Origin of the sequence: Paenibacillus sp. S-38, assembly GCF_049942825.1 — a bacterium.
GTDB lineage: Bacteria > Bacillota > Bacilli > Paenibacillales > NBRC-103111 > Paenibacillus_G.
This window is the reverse complement of sequence record NZ_CP187970.1, coordinates 7,190,926-7,208,286: the sequence shown is the minus strand read 5'-3', so window position 1 is coordinate 7,208,286 and position 17,361 is coordinate 7,190,926. Positions and strand designations below refer to the sequence as shown.

The window sequence follows — 17,361 nt, the reverse complement described above, 5'->3', positions numbered from 1 at the left end:
CAATCATCTCCTTATCGGTGGGATGATTCCTATTCTAGAGATTGACACTAGTGCCAAGGTCAATACCGAATTTGACCGGCGCTGTGCCGGCCCCGAAGGAGGATGACGAATGCCGGACTGGTCCTATCAATCCTTGTTCCGCCCGCTTCTGTTCCGTCTGCCTTCCCTTGCGGCCCGTGATCTTACGCTGGGGGCGATGGGCCTGCTCAGCCGGATCCCGGGCGGTACGTTCGTGATCAAGACGCTCGGCCATATGGAATCGCATCCCATCCTCGAAGGGGAACTGTGCGGCGTTCCCGTGAATTATCCCGTCGGGCTCAGCGGCTCGCTGGATGTGCACGGGGGAGCACAGAAGGCGCTGGCACAGTTCGGCTTCGGCTTCATGGAGGTCGGGCCGGTCACCGTGAGAGAGATCCGGGCGAGCCGTCCGGTGGGCCGGGATGCCGGAGGGGAGACGCTGCTCTATCCGGAGCCGGCCGTAAACGTTGGGCTGGAGCGTCTGCTGCACCGGCTGGCCCGGGGGGAGGGGCATTCCCTGCCCCGCTTCTTCCGGCTTCGGCCCCTGCCCGGCGCTTCCCCGGCGGAGGCGGCCGCGCAGCTGAAGGAGATGGCGGCGAAGCTGGCCCCCTACGCGGCCGGCTTCCACATCGATGTGCTGACCCCGGAGGTGAGGGACAGCTGGACGCTGGAAGAGGCGGCCGGGGTCCTGCAGGCGGTGCGGGAAGCTGGGACCGCCTCGCCGGAGCAGGGCGGCCGCCCGATGCTGTTCTACCTGCCGCTGGACTTCACGGCGTCCGGCTTCGCGGCGCTGCTGCCCTTCCTGCGGCAGCAGGCCTGGGACGGCCTGGTGGTCGGCGAGGCCATCCACACGGCCGAAGGGGAGGCCCGCATCGGCCGCGGAGGCCTGGGGCCCGCGCTGGTGCAGCTGAAGCGGGTCCGCAGCGCGCTTGGCCCCGGAATGCCGCTGGTCGCCGCTGCGGGAATTCACCAGCCGCAGGATGCGCTGGATGCCGTGGAGGCCGGAGCCGATGCGGTGCTGCTGCACAGCGGGCTCGTCTTCTCGGGCCCGGGCCTGCCCAAGCGGATCAACGAGGCGCTGATCTTCGAGAAAGTGCGGGGGACGCAGCCTCCCCCGTCGCCTTCCTTCTGGGCGCACTGGGGCTGGATGTGCCTGCTCGCGCTGGGCATGATCATCGGCGGGGTGCTGGCCTGGATCATCGCGGCCACGACCGTCGTGCTGCCGTATGATATCGGCTTTCTCGGCATGGACCCGGCGCTGCTTGACCTGGCGAACGGCGGCATCCTGCGCTTCATGTCCCATGACCGGGTCACCCTGGCGGGGACGATGATCTCGATCGGTATCGTCTACTTTCAGCTCGCTTACCACGGCCTGCGGCACGGGCAGCACTGGACGCGTACGGCACTGATGACCTCCGGGCTGGTCGGATTCAGCTCCTTCTTCCTGTATCTCGGCTACGGCTACTTCGATCCGCTTCATGCGCTCGCCGCGGCAGTGCTCCTGCCGATGTTCGTGCTGTCGATGCGCGCGCCGGCGGATCTGCCGTCTTACGAGCCGGTGAACCGGCTGAACAGCCCGGAGTGGCAGCTGGCCCAGCTCGGGCAGCTGCTGTTCGTCGTGCTGGGCTTCGCCCTGGCCGCGGGCGGGGTCATGATTGCCGGCATCGGCGTTACCCGGGTGTTCGTTCCGACGGACCTCGAGTACTTGTGTGCAACCCCGGAGATGCTGGCCGCGATCAACGAGCGGCTGATTCCGCTCATCGCCCATGACCGGGCGGGCTTCGGGGGCGCGCTGTTCTCCGATGCGCTGGCCGTGCTGATCATCGCCCTGTGGGGCATCGGTGAAGGCCGGCGCTGGGTGTGGTGGACGCTGGCGTTCGGCGGACTGCCGGCTTTCCTGGCGGGCTTCAGCGTCCATTATACGATCGGTTACACGAGCTTCATCCACCTGCTGCCGGCCTATTTTGCCTTCGTGCTGTATGCGGCTGGGCTGGTGCTGCTTTATCCCTATATGATGGGGCGGGCGGCCGCCCGGCAGGAATGAGGTATTGTGAGGGAGCCTTCGGCGGGCCACCCGGCGGCTTGGCTGCAGGCGAATCCTCGGGGAGGCGCCCCTGCGGCCGGCGCTAGGATATTTCAGCCGCAGGCTCTATAATTGAAAGCGTGCATCATTTACGGACAATAGGATGGGGCACAGCCTTAAGGTACGCTGCCGCCTCATCCCCCGGGGAGAGGAAGTTGGACTTGGAGACGAACAAAACGGAGCTGCTCATACAGATCATCTCAGAGGGCGGAGCGTACAAGTCCCTGTATCACAATCATCCCGATGCCATCTATGTCATGGATACGGCCGGCAGGTATATCGACGCGAACCCTTCGATGGAGCGGATTACGGGCTATACGCTGGACGAGTTCATCGGGCTACCCACCTGCAGACTGCTCAGCGAGCAAAAGCTCGAGAAGCGGGTGCGGTACTTTGCGGAGGCTTTGGACGGGCGCTCAAGCACCTTTGAGATTGATTTTTATCGCAAAGACGGCGTCGTCATCGACCTGCAGGTGACCTATGTGCCGATCACCGCAGGGGATCAGGTCGTCGGGGTCTATGGGCTGGCCAAGGACATTACAGGACAGCTGGAGATGGAGCGAAGGTGGAGGGAATCGGAGGAGCTCTACCGCCTCATCTCGGAGAATGCGCAGGACATCATCTCCTACAGTACGCCGGACGGAGGCTGCCGCTACATCTCTCCATCGGTTGAGCGGCAGCTGGGATACCGGCCGGAAGAGCTGATCGGCACACAGCTGAGGGATCTGTACCATCCGGAGGATGCCGAGCAGATTACCAAGCAGACCGGGGAGAGCAGCTTGCTGAACACCGGGCGTGTGCGGCATAAGGACGGGTACTATGTCTGGTTCGAGACCACCGTCAAGCTGATCCGTGATGCCGGGGGCCGGGTAGACAAGGTGCTCAGCATCGGCCGTAATGTCAGCGAGCGCAAACGGGCGGAGGAGGAGCTTCGCCGCAGCGGGGAAAGCCTCGCCCAGGCCCAGGAGGTAGCGAAGCTTGGGTACTGGAGCTTGGACCTGGAGTCAAGGAACTTCTTCTGTTCGGACTACCTGAGGGATATGTACGGTCTGTCGCCCGGAGAGGCCGCTTCAGGGTACAAGGTATTCCTTGAGCATATCCATCCGGAGGACCGCCCCGGATTCGAAGAAGAGGTCCGGTGTTCAAGGGAAGGGTCTCCTTCCGGGATGGAGTACCGGATCTGCCTGGGGGACGGTACGGTGAAGTTCGTCCACTCGAAGTGGAGCACCATACGGGATGGGCAGGGGCATGAGGTGAGGCGCATCGGAACCGTCCAGGATATCACGGAACGCCGGCGGATGGAGGAGCGGGTGCGTGAGAGCGAAAGACGCTACCGGCTGCTCTCGGAGCATTCGATGGACCTGATTTCCCTGCACGCGGCCGATGAAAGGGCGCCCTACCTGTACGCCTCTCCTTCATCGCTCACTCTGCTGGGCTACGAGCCGCAGGAGCTTGTGGGCACCAGCGCTTACGATTACTTTCACCCGGACGACGCGCCGCTTGTGAACGATTATCTCTCCGCGAACCTCCAGGCACAGGGCATCTATACGGTAACGTACCGGATTCGGCACAAGAGAGGACATTACGTCTGGTTTGAAAGTACAGGCAAATATACTTACGATGAGGCGACGGGAGCGGGCCTGGAGATTATCGCGGTGTCGCGCGAGATCACGGAGCGCAAGGAAGCGGAGCAGCGCCTTCAGGAGAGCGAGCAGCGGTACAAGTCCCTCTTCGAGTACAACCCGGCGAGCGTGTATTCATTCGACCTGGAGGGGCATTACCTCTCCGTGAACGCCAACCTGCAGCAGCTCACCGGGTATACCAAGGAGGAACTGCTCGGCATGTCGTACGCGGATGTGGTGGATTCCCGGGAGCTGATGCGGACGAAGCTGCATTTTGAACGGGCCGCGGCGGGAGAGCCGCAATATTACGAGACGGTGGTCACTCACAAAAAAGGGCACCTGATCGATATCAGCGTGGCCAATGTGCCGATCGTTGTAGGGGGCCGTGTGGTCGGGGTGTACGGGATCGCGAACGACATTACCGAGCGCAAGCGGTATATCAAGCAGATCGAGCAGCTGAGCTACCGCCACACCCTGATTCTCGATTCCGTGTCCCAGGGCATCTTCGGAGTGGACCGCGCCGGACGGATCATCTTCATGAATCCGGCGGGCGCGGAACTGGCCGGCTACCGTCTTCACGAACTGCTCGATGCGGATGCCTTCCGCCTGCTTCAGCATGCGAAGGCGGACGGAAGTTCTTACACCGCCGGCGAAGCCCCCATACACCGCACGCTGCAGGACGGGCGGAGCCGCCAGGTGAGCGACGAGGTGTTCTGGCGTAAAGACGGCTCTAGCTTTCTTGCCGAATACAGTGTGAATCCGATGCTGGACGGGGGGAGTATCCAAGGCGCGGTTGTCGTCTTCAGGGACACGACCGGGGAACGGGAGATTCTTCGCGCCAAGGAATCGGCGGAGAGGGCAACGCATGCCAAGAGCGAATTCCTCGCCATGATGAGCCATGAGCTGCGCACCCCGATGAACGGAATCATCGGCATGACCGACCTGCTGCTTGAGACGGAGCTGACCCAGGAGCAGAGGGAGTACGGGGAGATCGTCCGACAAAGCTCGCAGGCGCTGCTTCTTCTGCTGAACGATGTGCTCGATTTCTCCAAGATTGAGGCGGGCAAAATGCCGCTGGAGCCGGAGCTCTTCGAGCTGCGGCCCCTGCTGGCAGGCGTCCTTGAATTATTCCGCCCGCGTGCGGCCGAGAAGGGCCTTGAGCTCTCGAGCCGGCTGGCCCCGGACCTTCCGCTCACCCTCACCGGGGACAGCGCCAAAATCCGGCAGGTGCTCGTCAATCTTGTCGGCAATGCCGTCAAGTTCACCGAGCGGGGCGGCGTCCTCGTCACGGTCCGAAGCATTCCGGCCCGGGAGCCGGAGGGGCTGCTCGTCGAATTTGCCGTGCAGGATACCGGCATCGGGATTCCCCCGGACCGCCTCGGGGAGCTGTTCCAGTCGTTCTCCCAGCTGCATCCGGTCATAACCCGCCGATACGGCGGAACGGGTCTGGGCCTTGCCATCTGCAAAAAGCTGACGGAGCTCATGGGCGGCTCTATCTCCGTAACGAGCGAATGGGAGCAGGGTTCCACGTTCCGCTTCGTGCTTCCCTTTGGCGCAGACGGCACACCCGGGGAAGCGGCTGCGCTGCCCGAAGGAGATGACGACGGGACGGACCCGGACCAGAGCGGGCTGCACGGTCTGCGGGTGCTGGTGGCCGAAGACCACCCGGTCAACCGCCAGCTGCTCCTGCGCATCTTGGAGAAGCTGGGGTGCCGGGCCGACTTCGCGGAGAATGGGGCGGAGGCCGTGGAGGCGGTTCTCGCGAGGACGTACGATGCCGTGCTGATGGACATTCAGATGCCGGTCATGGACGGCACGGAGGCTGCCCGCACGCTCTTCAGTCGTCTTCCGGAGGACCGGGTGCCGCCGATCATCGCCGTCACGGCCCATGCACGGCCGGAGGACCGGGACCTCTGCCTGCGCAGCGGCATGAAGGACTTCCTGCCGAAGCCCGTGCGCAGGCAGGACGTGGAGCGGGCGCTCCGCCGGTGGGCGGGAAGGCCGGCCGGGGACGAGAGCTGACCGCCCGTATCGGCGGCCGCCGATGCGGAGGCCTTGGCGCCGGCGCAGGGTCAGGCCGCTCGGCGTGTACCTGCGGGCGGCACCATGCGGCTCGCTCATGGGTGCAGGCTGCTTGCGGGGGCATCCGGCAGCCGGGCTGCACCGCAAGTGGCTGTGCCCCTTGGTCCCGCATGGGCGGCCGGGAATGCGCATCCTTGGGATGCCGGTGCGCCGAAGTGTCCGCCCGTCAGGCCGCTGTCCGGCGGATGCTCCAATAGACGGCACGGCAGCAGACCTGCGCCGCCAGGATTGAACAAAGGAAGGCCTCAGCACCGACAGGCGGTATGTCGTCGGGCCGAGGCCTTTTTGTGCCGGCGCCAAGTGATCTTGGGCCGCGCCCCGAACGCGTCAGCCTGAACCTCAGGGCTGGTCCGGCACCGTACCGTTTCCGCCGGAAGCGGTATTTTTTTTGCGCTTGTAGTGCAGGCCGACCTTGATGCGGTTGCCGCAGCCGGCCATGGAGCACCAGCGGCGCGATTGATTGCGGCTGTTGTCGTAGAAGTACAGGATGCAGGCGGGGTTCTCGCACCGCTTCAGCTTGCCGGGCTCGAGGGACTGCAGGAACAGGGCGGCTTCCTCCCAGAACAGCCCGGGCAGATGCTCCAGCGTATAGACGCGCTCCGTCCGGAAGGTGGCACCCTCCGAGCGGACCTGAAGACAGCCGGGATGGCGCTTCAGGGCTTCGTTCCAGAGGCTGCGCATGTCTTCCGGAGGCCAGGGCTGGCCCCGGAGGAGGTGCTCGAAGCCTTCCTCCAGCCGCTGGCGCAGTTCGAGGATTTGGTCGTACAGCTCCCGTTCCCGGCCGTCCGGAAGCGGAGTATCTCTGCCCTGGATCAGGGCGGAGCGGCCGCTTTCCTCCACCCAGCGGAGAAGATCGCTGAAGGCGGGAATCAGCTCCACACGAGCTCCCGAGGCGATGATCCGGGTATTGACGAAGTCGACGACCCAGTGGTTGCCGATCCATAGGAAAGGTATAGGCGATTTGAATTCGTTCATAAGAGCGGACCTCCTCTTGTTGTCCTTTTATTCTAACCTGTAAATTAGGTATTTACAAGTTAACCGAATCCACGTATTATAATACCCGTAAGCACAATTTGGTGGTTAAAGGGAGATGGCGGAGCATGAAAACAGGGCATGTCGGATTGAACGTTACGGAGCTGGACCGGTCGGTTGCTTTTTACGGGAAGGTCTTCGGGTTTCAGGTGAAATACCGTTCGGATGAGGCTGGCCGTGCTTTCGCCTTCCTGGGGGATGACAGCGGACTGGTCCTCACGCTGTGGCAGCAGAGCGAGGGTTCGTTCGATACGGGAAGACCGGGCCTGCACCACCTGGCGTTCGAAGCGGCATCGATCGAACAAATCCGGAGCATCGAAGAACGGCTGCGTGCCGATGGCGTAGAGCTCATCTACGACGGGATCGTGCCGCATGGCGAAACCGCGAATTCCGGCGGCATTTTCTTCCTGGACCCGGACGGCGTCCGCCTGGAGATCTATGTGCCTGAGGGAGTACAGGGGCACGTCCATGCCCCCACCGAAGGGCCGGCCTGCGGGTTCTTCTGATGATGTTCCATGAAGGGGAGCTGCGGATGCAGGAGGAGGCGGGCGTCCTGGAGCCGGCCAGGCGGGTCGGCGGATCGATCCGTGACTGGATACCCGAGCCGGCGAAGGCCTTCCTGGAGGAGCAGCCTCTGATTATCGCGGGGGCGGACGCCGGGGACGGCCGGGTGTGGGCTTCACCGCTCTGCGGGGAGCCCGGCTTCCTCAGCGCTCCGGACGAGAGGTCGGCACGGATCGGGGCACTCCTGCCGCCAGAGGATCCTCTGGCGGCCTCTGTGCAGCCCGGCCTCCGGGTCGGGCTGCTCGCCATCGAGTTCGCCACCCGGCGGCGGATGCGGCTGAACGGGACGGTCCGGGAGGTGGGGGAAGATGGATTCACCGTGGGGGCGGAGCAGGTGTATGCGAACTGTCCGAAGTATATTCAAGCAAGAATCGTGGAGCCAGCCGGCAGCAAGTCCCTGGCTCAGCGCCAATCCGGAGACGGGCTCCTGATCGGCCGTGAGCTGACGGAACGGCAGGCGGAGTGGCTCTCCTCGGCCGACACCTTCTTCATTGCGACCCGCCACCCGAGGGAAGGGGCCGATGTCTCCCACCGCGGCGGGCCGCCGGGCTTCATCCGGGTGGAGAACCGGCGAACGCTGCGCTTTCCTGACTATGCCGGCAACGCCATGTTCAACACGCTCGGCAACCTCTGGTCCGCTCCGGAGGCGGGACTGCTCTTTCTCGATTTTGAGCGGGGTGACGTGCTGCAGCTGACGGGCCGGGGAGCGGTGGAGCCGACAGCGGACTCCCGCCCGGCGTTCGCGGGAGCGGAGCGGGTGGTGCGGTTCGACGTGGAAGAGGTAAGGCAATGGAGGGGGAGCCTCCGCTGGAAGTGGAGGTTCAGAGGCTATTCCCCCTTTCTTCCCCACTAGGGAAAGGGGAGGCGTCAGGGGCCGCAGGCCCCGCATAAAAAAGCTTAACCGGCGGCTGAAGCAGTCGCTTGGTTAAGCTTTTTTGGTGATCCCGGCGGAGCAAACCTAACGGATAGAAGCGCGGGCAGAACTAGGGAGCAATCGGATAGTCGATGACAACCACGTTATCAAGTATGCCGCCCAGGGACTGGACGAACTGTTGATGAACCGGGTGCGGACCGTAGGCGCGGAGCGCCTCCAGGCTCTCGAAGGTGACCCGCAGGCCCAGGGTGTAGCCGTGAATGTTGCCGTACTCTTCGGTGGCATTCACGCCGGCCGTCAGCTCGATAATGCCGGGAATCCGTCCTTTGAAAGAATGCAGCTGCGCAAGCAGCTCGCGCTCCTTCTCCGGAGGGATCCCTTCTTTGAACCTGAAAGCTACGATATGTTCGTACATGGACAGACTCACTCTCCTTTGGTGCTCATGATACGCTGTCCGGATGCGGGATTCAAGGGAAACCGTCCAACTAAAAAAGTATCTGCCCCGTGTGAAACCATCCGGAGGCTCGTCCGTATGAACGGGTATCGGGCGGCACTGCCGGCCCAGGCTACATAAATCAGGGAGGGTTCCACTCATGGGTTTGTTCGATATGTTCAAAGGCGATAAATCAACGGAAGGCATGACACCCCACTTCGCATTCGCGACTTCGCTGCTCTACATGATGCAGTCCGACGGCGAGATGGATAACGAGGAAGTAGGCCAGCTGCTGGCCGTGCTGGGCGGCGAGAAGAGCGGCGGGACGATCGGCGTAGGCGCGAACAACCGCGCACTGCTCGACCGTGCGCTGAAGTACATCCGCTCGAATTCCGTGGACACGTTCCTGAAGGAAGCGGCTCCGATCCTGACCGATGCGCAGAAGATGTGTATTCTCGTCAACCTCGTCGACTCCTCGCTGGCTGACGGTGAGCCGGAGCGCCAAGAGCAGGAGCTCTTCGCGAAGTTCCTGACGGCCTTCAACATTACGGAGCAGCGGTTCACTCCGTTCTTCGAGGTCATCATGCTGAAGAATGACCGGTCCGTCTTCATGGATCAGAGCCATCCGAAGAACCAGCCGGGCTATCAAGTCAGCCTGAACGTATAAAGGAGCGGCTAAGAGAGCGCCCAAGAGAAGGTCTGCCGATCCGTTGGGCTGTAAGCCACAAGTCAAAGGGCCGGCAAGCAGGGAAGCCTGGCAGCGCAAAGTGCGCTGTCAGTTTTTTTTTATTCGCTTTAGCTCGTTTCGGTCGGGCGAAGAGGCCGCTGCCCCGGTACAATTCCGTTTATACCCAAGCTCTCCCTCCACAGCGTGCCTGCGGGGCTGTATCATAAGCCTAACTCATACGACAAGGAGGCCGGACGCGATGAGAAAAGAACGGAAAGAGGGATGGATCCATTGGGGTCCCCCTAGATTCACCGGCCTCTACGGGCCCCAAACGTGAACGACGTGGACGGTAGTGGTAATAATGCGTGTCGCTTACGGCCGCTGAGGCCTGATAGAACCGTGTTGATCTCCTCTGGCCGGCAGGCTTGGCTGGGGCGGGTTGAAGAGAGCGGTGCAGGCATAGCGTCCCGGGCCGTCACGCTTCACCCGTCTCTTCACCCATCTCCGATTTCCAGGCGCAGGAAGAACTCGCTAGACAAGCAGGCTGGATGGTGGACTGCCGCATTTTAGCTTTTATTCGGGACCCGAATCATTCACCGTATGAATATCTCTTAGGGAAGGCAGGAAGACTGCCGCGATCAAGAACGCTGAAGGAGGAAGTTGACTTTCTTTATTATGAACGACATTAAGAACCAAGCAGATGCGCCGGAAGAAGTGTATTACCGCGCGATGCGGCTGCCTGCGGGAGATCTGCACGTGTATGCGAACCGGGAGCTGTTCGAGGCGATGGAGACGCAGGTTTTCACCATGGCGAACAACAGCCTGCAGATTCCGGCTCGGCATTACCTGAGCTATACGCCCGACGTTCATGTGGGCGTCGGTACCTGCATCGGTACAACCGCAGTATGGAGGGCGGAGGACGCTTACATCTCGCCGTCGATCGTCGGCAGCGATATCGGCTGCGGCATGCGGGTGCATGTGACGAATCTGCAGCGGGAGGAGCTGCGGGATGTCAAGCTGCGCCGGAGGCTGGTGCGGGCGGTGGAGAAGCTGCTGCCGGCTGATACCCAGGCCAGAGGGCAGTTCTCGGACTTCCGGCTTGAAGAGGTGGTGCGCAGAGGACTTCACGGCCTGCCGCGCAAGTATGTGCCGGACGCCTATACGCCCAAAAAAGCCACCTCGCTGACGCATGTAGAGCACAGCCGGTTCCGTTTCGACGAAGAGTACCTGGACCGTATGCCCGAGGCGGCCTGGCACCGGGGCCACCGGCAGCTCGGGACGCTGGGGAGCGGCAATCATTTTGCGGAAATCCAGGCCCTGGAGATTCCGGAGGAAGGCCGCTCCACGGCGGAGCAGTGGGGCCTTAGGGACGGACAGATCATCGTCATGATCCACACCGGTTCCCGGGCGTGGGGCGGCGCGGTCAACGAGCTGGCGGGCCGGGAGGTGGCGCGGTGGATGCGCAGCAGCGGCAGGGGCACGGCGGACCCCAGGCTCGCCTTCGCCCCGCTGGACAGCGAAGCCGGACAGCTGTACCTGCACCTCATGTACTCGGCGCTGAACTATGCCGTCGTGAACCGGCATCTGATCGCCTATGCGATCCGCGAGGCGGCGAAGGATGTGCTCGGCTCCCGCTTCGAGATGCGGACGCTGTACGACCTTATGCATAACTATGCATGGGAAGAGGAGCACGAAGGCGAAGCTTACTTCGTCCACCGTAAAGGAGCGACCCGGGCGCTGCCGCCGGGCCATCCGGACAACCCGGAGCCCTACCGTGCGACGGGTCATCCGGCGCTGATCCCCGGCTCCATGGGGACGGCGTCCTATCTCATGGCAGGCCTGCCGCAGGGGCGGGCGAATTATCACTCGATCTGCCACGGCGCCGGCCGGGTCCGTTCGCGGAGCGCAACAAAGCGGCTGGTCAGCGTCAGCGACTTCGAGGCGTCCCTGCGCGTCGGCACACCGGAGGAGATTGTCGTCAATCAGCGGAGTCTGGAGGCGATCGTCGACGAGTCGCCGCAGGCGTACAAGGATGTGGATGCGATTATCGACAGCGTCGTCGGAGCAGGTCTTGCGTCGGTGGTGGCGAAGTGCGTGCCGCTGGCCGTAATCAAGGGAGTATAGAATCAAGGGAGTATAAAAGCAATGAAGGATAAAATCAATGAAGGATAAAATCAATGAAGGATAAAATCAATGAAGGATAAGGCGGTTTTTAACTTAACGGAAAGGATACGATACGTATTTTGGTAAGAGGCGTAACAGGAGTACCATTTCAAGCTGGCAAGCTGAATCGGCAGGCTTCGGGAGGGCGCGCTGCTTGTCCCGAGGCGTTGGCGGAGTGGCCGCTGTTCCGGCAGGAGGCAGCCTCCGGGATGCAGGGCATGGGGGATTATCCCCAATATGCGCGGGTGATGGGGAGGATCGGGGCTCTGCTCCAGGAGCTCACGGGGGATTCCTACACCCTGTACCTGCAGGACGATTACGGGCGGCAGTTATGGCAGGTGCTGGAGGAGGACGTCAAGAAGGGAAGCGGGAGCGTCCGGCATCTGGCCTCCATCTATGAAGGGCTTGAGACGAAGGCCTTCCTCTACGAGGAAGAGAGCGGTACGCAGGCGCCCCGGGTGTTCCCCACGCTGCGCAATAATCTGTTCTTCTACCCGGAGCATGGCGTAGCGCTGGCACAGGTGCCGGTATTCCGCAGACAGGGCCTGGATACGGAGGACTTCATCTGGGCGCGTGACGATGCCTGCATGAACGGATTTGCCGCCTATGTACGGAGCAGGCAGCGGGACACGGACCGGCGCCGGGTAACCGTGTATACCGATACGAGGGAAGGCCTCGAGATCGAGAAGCTGAGCATCACCCGCGCTGTCGGGCGGGACGAGGTGGTGATGGACCCGGCGCTGAAGACCGAGATCTTCCGGTCGATCGACGAATTCTTTGCCGGGGACCGGCAGTTCTTCCAGGATTACGGCATTCCGTATAAAAGGGGACTGCTTCTCTACGGCCGGCCGGGCAACGGGAAGACGACGCTCGTGAAGTCGATCGCCGGCAGTGTGCAGGCGCCGGTGGCGTATTGGCAGATTACCGAGCATACGTCCTCCTACTCGGTGCAGCAGGTCTTCTCCCATGCCTTGGCTCTGTCACCCATGGTGCTGGTTATTGAAGACATCGACTCCATGCCCGAGCATGTGCGCTCCTTCTTTCTTAACACGCTGGACGGGGCGACCTCGAAGGAGGGGATCTTCCTTATCGGTACGACGAATTATCCGGAGCGCATCGACCCCGCGCTGATGAACCGGGCGGGCCGGTTCGACCGCGCTTACGAGATCAAGCTGCCGGATGAGGCGCAGCGCCTTCAGTACCTGACGCTGAAGCGTCTTGGGGAGCTCTGCGGCGACGAAGCGCTTGCTGCGGCGGCCCGGGGGGCTGAGGGCTTCTCGTTCGCCCATATGAACGAGCTGTACGTATCGGCGGCACTGCGGATGCGTTACGAGCAGCGGGTGGACATCTCTGAGCTCGTCGCGCAGATGCGCGCAGACCTCGGCCGGGCGGCGGCCCAGGTGTGGCATTCGGCGGATGTGGTGCCGAAGGTAGGGTTCAGGTAGGGGCGGCGCTGGGCCGTCCGCCGGTGTGTCCGGACCCCGCGGGGACGGTAAGGCAAACGTAAAAAAGGAGACAGGCCCCTTGGCCATGTCTCCTTTTGCGGTACGCCCAGCATGGGCGTCATCTCTAGGGTGAAAGTCCCGAACGGGGGCTGGCGAACGCCAACCGTTAGCCAAGAGCAAGGGTGTCCACCGTGAGGTGGAATCTGAAGGAAGCTGGAGGCAAATGCACGAGCCAAGGTACACGAACTGGATTTGAGGCAGGGCTAGCCGGATGAGTCACCCGCACATGACAAAATCCTAAGTCGCCAAGGGCTGCTCCTGTATACTCCAGTGGTTGCGGGCAGAAAGATGACGTTCTTATCTGGGGAGGCCTGCGGAAGACGCGAAGTTCCTTCGTAACCGCGGCTGAGAAGCCGCGCTGAATCCGCAGGAGTCAGCAGAGGTCATAGTACGGGAGTAGGGGACGCCTGAAACCGAAAGGAGAGTGGAAACCGATGCGTTCGTATGAAGAGCAAAGACAGCAGAACATCTCGCAAGAGAGCTTGCGGCAAAGAGAAGCGGTGAAGCCGTTAGGGTATGCCGGAGCGCCGAGTTCTTCGCCGGCACAAGTCGCCCCTTCCACTCGCGAAGACCAATACGAGCTGCTGGAGCGAATGCTCGAAGGGGACAACCTTCGGCTTGCCTATAAGCGAGTGGTGCAGAACGGAGGAGCACCTGGTGTGGACGGCGTAACGGTAGCGCATCTACAAGTTTACCTGAAAACCCACTGGGAAGCAGTGAAAGCTGCACTCCTGACGGGTACCTACAGACCCTCGCCGGTCAAACGGGTGGAAATCCCCAAACCCGGAGGTGGCGTAAGGCTGCTCGGTATCCCGACCGTAATGGACCGTTTTCTCCAGCAGGCACTTCTACAAGTGATGAATCCGATCTTCGACGCACACTTCTCGTGGCACAGCTACGGCTTTCGTCCGGGAAAACGAGCACATGACGCGGTAAAGCAAGCACAGCGCTACATTCAAGACGGCCATCGATGGGTTGTCGATATGGATTTGGAGAAATTCTTTGATCGGGTAAACCACGATATGCTGATGGCAAGGGTAGCCCGGAAAGTGACGGACAAGCGAATCCTGAAATTGATCCGGGCTTACCTGAACGCTGGTGTTATGGCGGATGGAGCGTTGGAGCGAACAGACGAAGGAACGCCGCAAGGCGGTCCGCTGAGTCCGCTACTGGCAAACATCTTACTGGATGACCTGGACAAAGAACTGACCAAACGAGGCCTGCGATTCGTCCGCTACGCGGACGATTGCAACATCTTCGTGGCAAGCAAGCGTGCAGGAGAACGCGTCATGAAGTCGGTGACAGACTTCGTGGAAAGAAAGCTGAAGCTGAAAGTGAATCGAGACAAAAGCGCGGTGGACCGGCCATGGAACCGCAAGCTCCTTGGCTTTAGCTTCCTGAGCGACAAGAAAGCGACGATTCGATTAGCACCGAAGACGATCTCCCGATTTAAGGAGAAGATCCGCGAGCTAACGAGCCGGACACGTTCCATCCCGATGGATGAGCGTATTAGCAGGTTGAACCGCTACATGATGGGATGGGTCGGTTACTTTCGACTAGCGTCGGTGAAGAAACACTGTGGGAAATTTGACCAGTGGATTCGCCGAAGGCTCCGCATGTGCCTATGGAGACAATGGAAACGGGTACGCACCCGAATCCGCGAACTTCGGGCACTGGGCGTGCCGAACTGGGCTTGCTTTGTGATGGCAAACTCAAGACGGGGAGCATGGGAAATGTCTCGAAACACAAACAATGCCCTTCCGACTTCCTACTGGGAAGCGAAAGGGCTGAAGAGTTTGCTTTCTCGATATCTGGAACTTCGTTAACCTTTTGGAACCGCCGTATGCGGACCCGCATGTACGGTGGTGTGAGAGGACGGGGGCTAGACGCCCCCTCCTACTCGATGTGATGCATGCGCTACTGATCTTTCGGTGAGGTGGTCCCCAAAGCCTTGACGGACCCGAGCTCGTCTGGTGATTTGCTTCAGGGAAGTAATCGAGCTTCAGCTCGGAGGACTTCTTCTGGTAGCCTGTTTTGGTGTAAGCGTAGAGCAGCGGGCCGTAGTATGTCGGCACAAAGCATGGATCGGCTCCCGCCAGCTCTCCCCTAGAGGGAATCGTTAGAGTCCCTGGACTTCTGCAGCATCGGCAGCAGCAGCCGGCCCAGCCTGTGGTCCGCGGAGACCAGTGAGACCGTGCGGCGGGCCAGCGGTTCGTCCAGCGGGACGCAGACCAGCGGAGCGGGAAGTCGGCGGGCGGCCGTCTCCGGCACGATGGTGCTCCCGGTACCGGCAGCCGCATAGCCGAGGAGGAAGTCGCCGAAAGGCACCTCCATGCGGATGCAGGGCTGCAGTCCGTGGGCTCCGAAAGCGTCGGAGACCCGGGCTCGGATCCCGCAGGAGGGAGGGTACATGACCAGGGCCTCTCCGGCCAGGTCATTGGCCCGCAGCGAAGCGCTCCGCGCCAGCGGGTGGTCGCTGCGCAGAACGACGCAGAAGCCCTCACGCAAGAGCTCCGCGCTCCACAGGCGGGACGAAGCGGAAAGCTCCATGACGGCCGCCTGCACGGCCTGCGTCTCCAAGGCCTCCCGCAGCTCCTCCGACGTATGGCGGATCAGAAGGTCGGAGGCCAGACCCATCTGCTCCATGCGGCCCAGCGCCGGCGGCAGGTAATGGGCGGCGAGGCTGGGGAGCGCCCCGAGTCTCAGCCGGCCGGGAACGCGGAGCCGGGCGAGGCTCTCTTCGATCGCCTGCAGCCCGTCCAGGATGGCGGGTATCCGTTCGCAGAGAAGCCTGCCCCCCTCGGTGAGCTCCACGCCGCCCGGCGAGCGGTGGAAGAGGACGACACCGTAGTGGGATTCCAGCCTGCGAAGCTGTTTGCTCAGGGCGGGGTGGGAGAGATGCAGCTTCTCGCTGGCCTTGGCGATGCTTCCGCAGCGGGCTATCTCCAAGAAGCTTCGGTACAATTCGATATCCATAAAGTTCCACCTCGGGAGTTGACAGGGTTGTGCTTCCCATGGTAACACAGCGGTAAGACACCGGATAGATCCCCCTTCGGCTGCAGGCGGCCAATCCTGAGGCTCCATGTATACCGGAGCCTTTCTCCTTGTCTAAGCTGCAACCCGCGGTTGCAGCCCTGTAACGAAACGGACATTCCGACACTGTGGAGTGCAGGGTATGATGGTCCCATCAAGGGAAAAGGGGAGATCATGGATGGCAGGATGGAATGACCGCACGGAGGGCAGCGTGAGTGTGATAGGCACGGGGCGGATGGGAAAAGGGCTGGCGGCACGGCTTCATCCCCACTTGAAGGGGATGTGCTGGGGCTCGCGGTCTAAGGAGCGGGCCGCAAGGCTGATCAGCGAGAGCGGATGGGAAGAAGGGCAGATCCGTGCCGTAGGTCTTGACGAGGCAATGGAGGCGGACATCCTGATCCCCGCCATGTGGCTGCGGGACCTGCTCCCTTGGGCGGAGGCCAACGGGGAGCGGCTGGCCGGCAAAATTCTCGTGGATATCACCAACCCGTTCACGGAGGACTTCAGCGGGTTTACAACCGCTTGGGGCACATCGGCGGCGGAGCAGCTGCAGAAGGTCCTCCCTCGCACACAGGTGGTGGGCGCGTTCAAGAATACGTTCTTCCGGGTGCTGGAAGAGCCGCTGCACCAGGGACTTCAGAGTGATGTGTATGTCACCGGCGACGATGAAGCCGCTAAGCGGGCCGTCATGAAGCTGCTGCAGCCGCTGCCCTTCCGGGTGCTGGATGCCGGCAGGCTGGAGAATAATCGGACGATCGAGCGGATGACGCTGTTCGAACGGGAGCTTGCGGTCCGCTACGGGTCGTACCCGTATGTATCGTTCCGCCTGTTCGGGGTAGAGGCGTGAAGCGGAATGTACCCATTCGATTATTACACTGTTGAGAGGAGAAGGAACGCTATGTTTTTCGTAAAGCTGACGTATAAGATGCCGCTTGAGGTGGTGGATATATGGGTGGAGGAGCACCGAGCCTTTCTGAGGCGGCAGTATGAGGCTTCCAGGCAGATCCTCTCGGGACCGCGGACTCCGCGGGAGGGCGGGGTGCTGCTGCTGGATGCCGGGAGCCGGGAAGAGGCTGGACGGATTCTGGCGGAGGATCCGTTCCACCGCGAGGGCGTGGCCGATTATGAACTCGTGGAGTTCAAGGCCACCATGTATGACGAGCGGTTGAAGGAAGTGTTCGGCTGAAGGTGCCGCTTCGGTGAAGGGCTGTCACACGGACGGCGTGAGCGCTGCCTTGTCCAGGCCTGGGGCTGGAGGCGGCCGCCCTGTGCAGTGAGAGAAGGT

14 protein-coding genes are annotated in these 17,361 nt (G+C 62.0%); 11 read left to right on the top strand and 3 right to left on the bottom strand.

Annotated features, from left to right (window positions below; all coding sequences use genetic code 11):
• Positions 1-109: 109 nt before the first annotated feature.
• From ACP26L_RS31445 to ACP26L_RS31435, 3 genes are all read left to right on the top strand, one after another.
• Positions 110-2,062 (top strand): hypothetical protein, encoded by a 1,953-nt coding sequence (locus ACP26L_RS31445; RefSeq protein ID WP_426449500.1) that lies wholly within the window; start codon positions 110-112, stop codon positions 2,060-2,062.
• A 200-nt stretch (positions 2,063-2,262) separates the two neighbouring features.
• Positions 2,263-5,745 (top strand): PAS domain S-box protein, encoded by a 3,483-nt coding sequence (locus tag ACP26L_RS31440; RefSeq protein WP_426449499.1) that lies wholly within the window; start codon positions 2,263-2,265, stop codon positions 5,743-5,745.
• A 22-nt stretch (positions 5,746-5,767) separates the two neighbouring features.
• Positions 5,768-6,037 (top strand): hypothetical protein, encoded by a 270-nt coding sequence (locus tag ACP26L_RS31435; protein WP_426449497.1) that lies wholly within the window; start codon positions 5,768-5,770, stop codon positions 6,035-6,037.
• Between the two features lie 107 nt (positions 6,038-6,144).
• Here the strand turns inward: ACP26L_RS31435 and ACP26L_RS31430 are convergent, their stop codons facing one another.
• A complete protein-coding gene (locus ACP26L_RS31430) occupies positions 6,145-6,780 on the bottom strand; it encodes a CGNR zinc finger domain-containing protein (RefSeq protein WP_426449495.1) in 636 nt (211 codons plus the stop codon).
• A 125-nt stretch (positions 6,781-6,905) separates the two neighbouring features.
• Between ACP26L_RS31430 and ACP26L_RS31425 the strand changes: the two genes are divergently transcribed.
• Entirely contained in the window at positions 6,906-7,343 is a 438-nt protein-coding gene (locus ACP26L_RS31425) for a VOC family protein (protein WP_426449493.1), read from the top strand.
• A complete protein-coding gene (locus ACP26L_RS31420; protein WP_426449491.1) occupies positions 7,343-8,254 on the top strand; it encodes a pyridoxamine 5'-phosphate oxidase family protein in 912 nt (303 codons plus the stop codon). The genes ACP26L_RS31425 and ACP26L_RS31420 overlap by 1 nt, the downstream gene beginning before the upstream one ends.
• 130 nt (positions 8,255-8,384) lie before the next feature.
• On the opposite strand, the gene ACP26L_RS31415 is transcribed toward ACP26L_RS31420, so the two are convergent.
• On the bottom strand, positions 8,385-8,690 hold the full coding sequence (locus ACP26L_RS31415) for a Dabb family protein (RefSeq protein ID WP_426449489.1): 306 nt from the start codon (positions 8,688-8,690) through the stop codon (positions 8,385-8,387).
• Positions 8,691-8,868: 178 nt separating this feature from the next.
• On the opposite strand from ACP26L_RS31415, the gene ACP26L_RS31410 reads away from it, so the two are divergent.
• The 4 genes from ACP26L_RS31410 (at position 8,869) to ltrA (ending at position 14,869) form a co-directional block, all read left to right on the top strand.
• Positions 8,869-9,375, top strand: coding sequence for a TerB family tellurite resistance protein (locus ACP26L_RS31410; protein ID WP_426449488.1), 507 nt, complete (start codon positions 8,869-8,871; stop codon positions 9,373-9,375).
• Between the two features lie 675 nt (positions 9,376-10,050).
• Positions 10,051-11,499, top strand: a complete 1,449-nt coding sequence (locus ACP26L_RS31405; RefSeq protein ID WP_426449486.1) for an RtcB family protein — start codon at positions 10,051-10,053, stop codon at positions 11,497-11,499.
• A 206-nt stretch (positions 11,500-11,705) separates the two neighbouring features.
• Entirely contained in the window at positions 11,706-12,983 is a 1,278-nt protein-coding gene (locus ACP26L_RS31400) for an AAA family ATPase (protein WP_426449484.1), read from the top strand.
• 494 nt (positions 12,984-13,477) lie between these two features.
• Complete coding sequence (gene ltrA / locus ACP26L_RS31395; RefSeq protein ID WP_426449482.1) at positions 13,478-14,869, top strand: group II intron reverse transcriptase/maturase; 1,392 nt, start codon at positions 13,478-13,480, stop codon at positions 14,867-14,869.
• A gap of 280 nt (positions 14,870-15,149) precedes the next feature.
• Here the strand turns inward: ltrA and ACP26L_RS31390 are convergent, their stop codons facing one another.
• Positions 15,150-16,019, bottom strand: coding sequence for a LysR family transcriptional regulator (locus ACP26L_RS31390; protein ID WP_426449480.1), 870 nt, complete (start codon positions 16,017-16,019; stop codon positions 15,150-15,152).
• A 235-nt stretch (positions 16,020-16,254) separates the two neighbouring features.
• Here ACP26L_RS31390 and ACP26L_RS31385 point away from each other — a divergent pair, with 235 nt between their 5' ends.
• Together ACP26L_RS31385 and ACP26L_RS31380 are read left to right on the top strand one after the other, a co-directional pair.
• The gene (locus ACP26L_RS31385; protein ID WP_426449478.1) at positions 16,255-16,923 is read left to right on the top strand and encodes an NADPH-dependent F420 reductase; all 669 of its coding nucleotides are present in this window, start codon (positions 16,255-16,257) and stop codon (positions 16,921-16,923) included.
• Positions 16,924-16,974: 51 nt separating this feature from the next.
• Entirely contained in the window at positions 16,975-17,262 is a 288-nt protein-coding gene (locus ACP26L_RS31380; protein WP_426449476.1) for a YciI family protein, read from the top strand.
• Positions 17,263-17,361 lie beyond the last annotated feature (99 nt).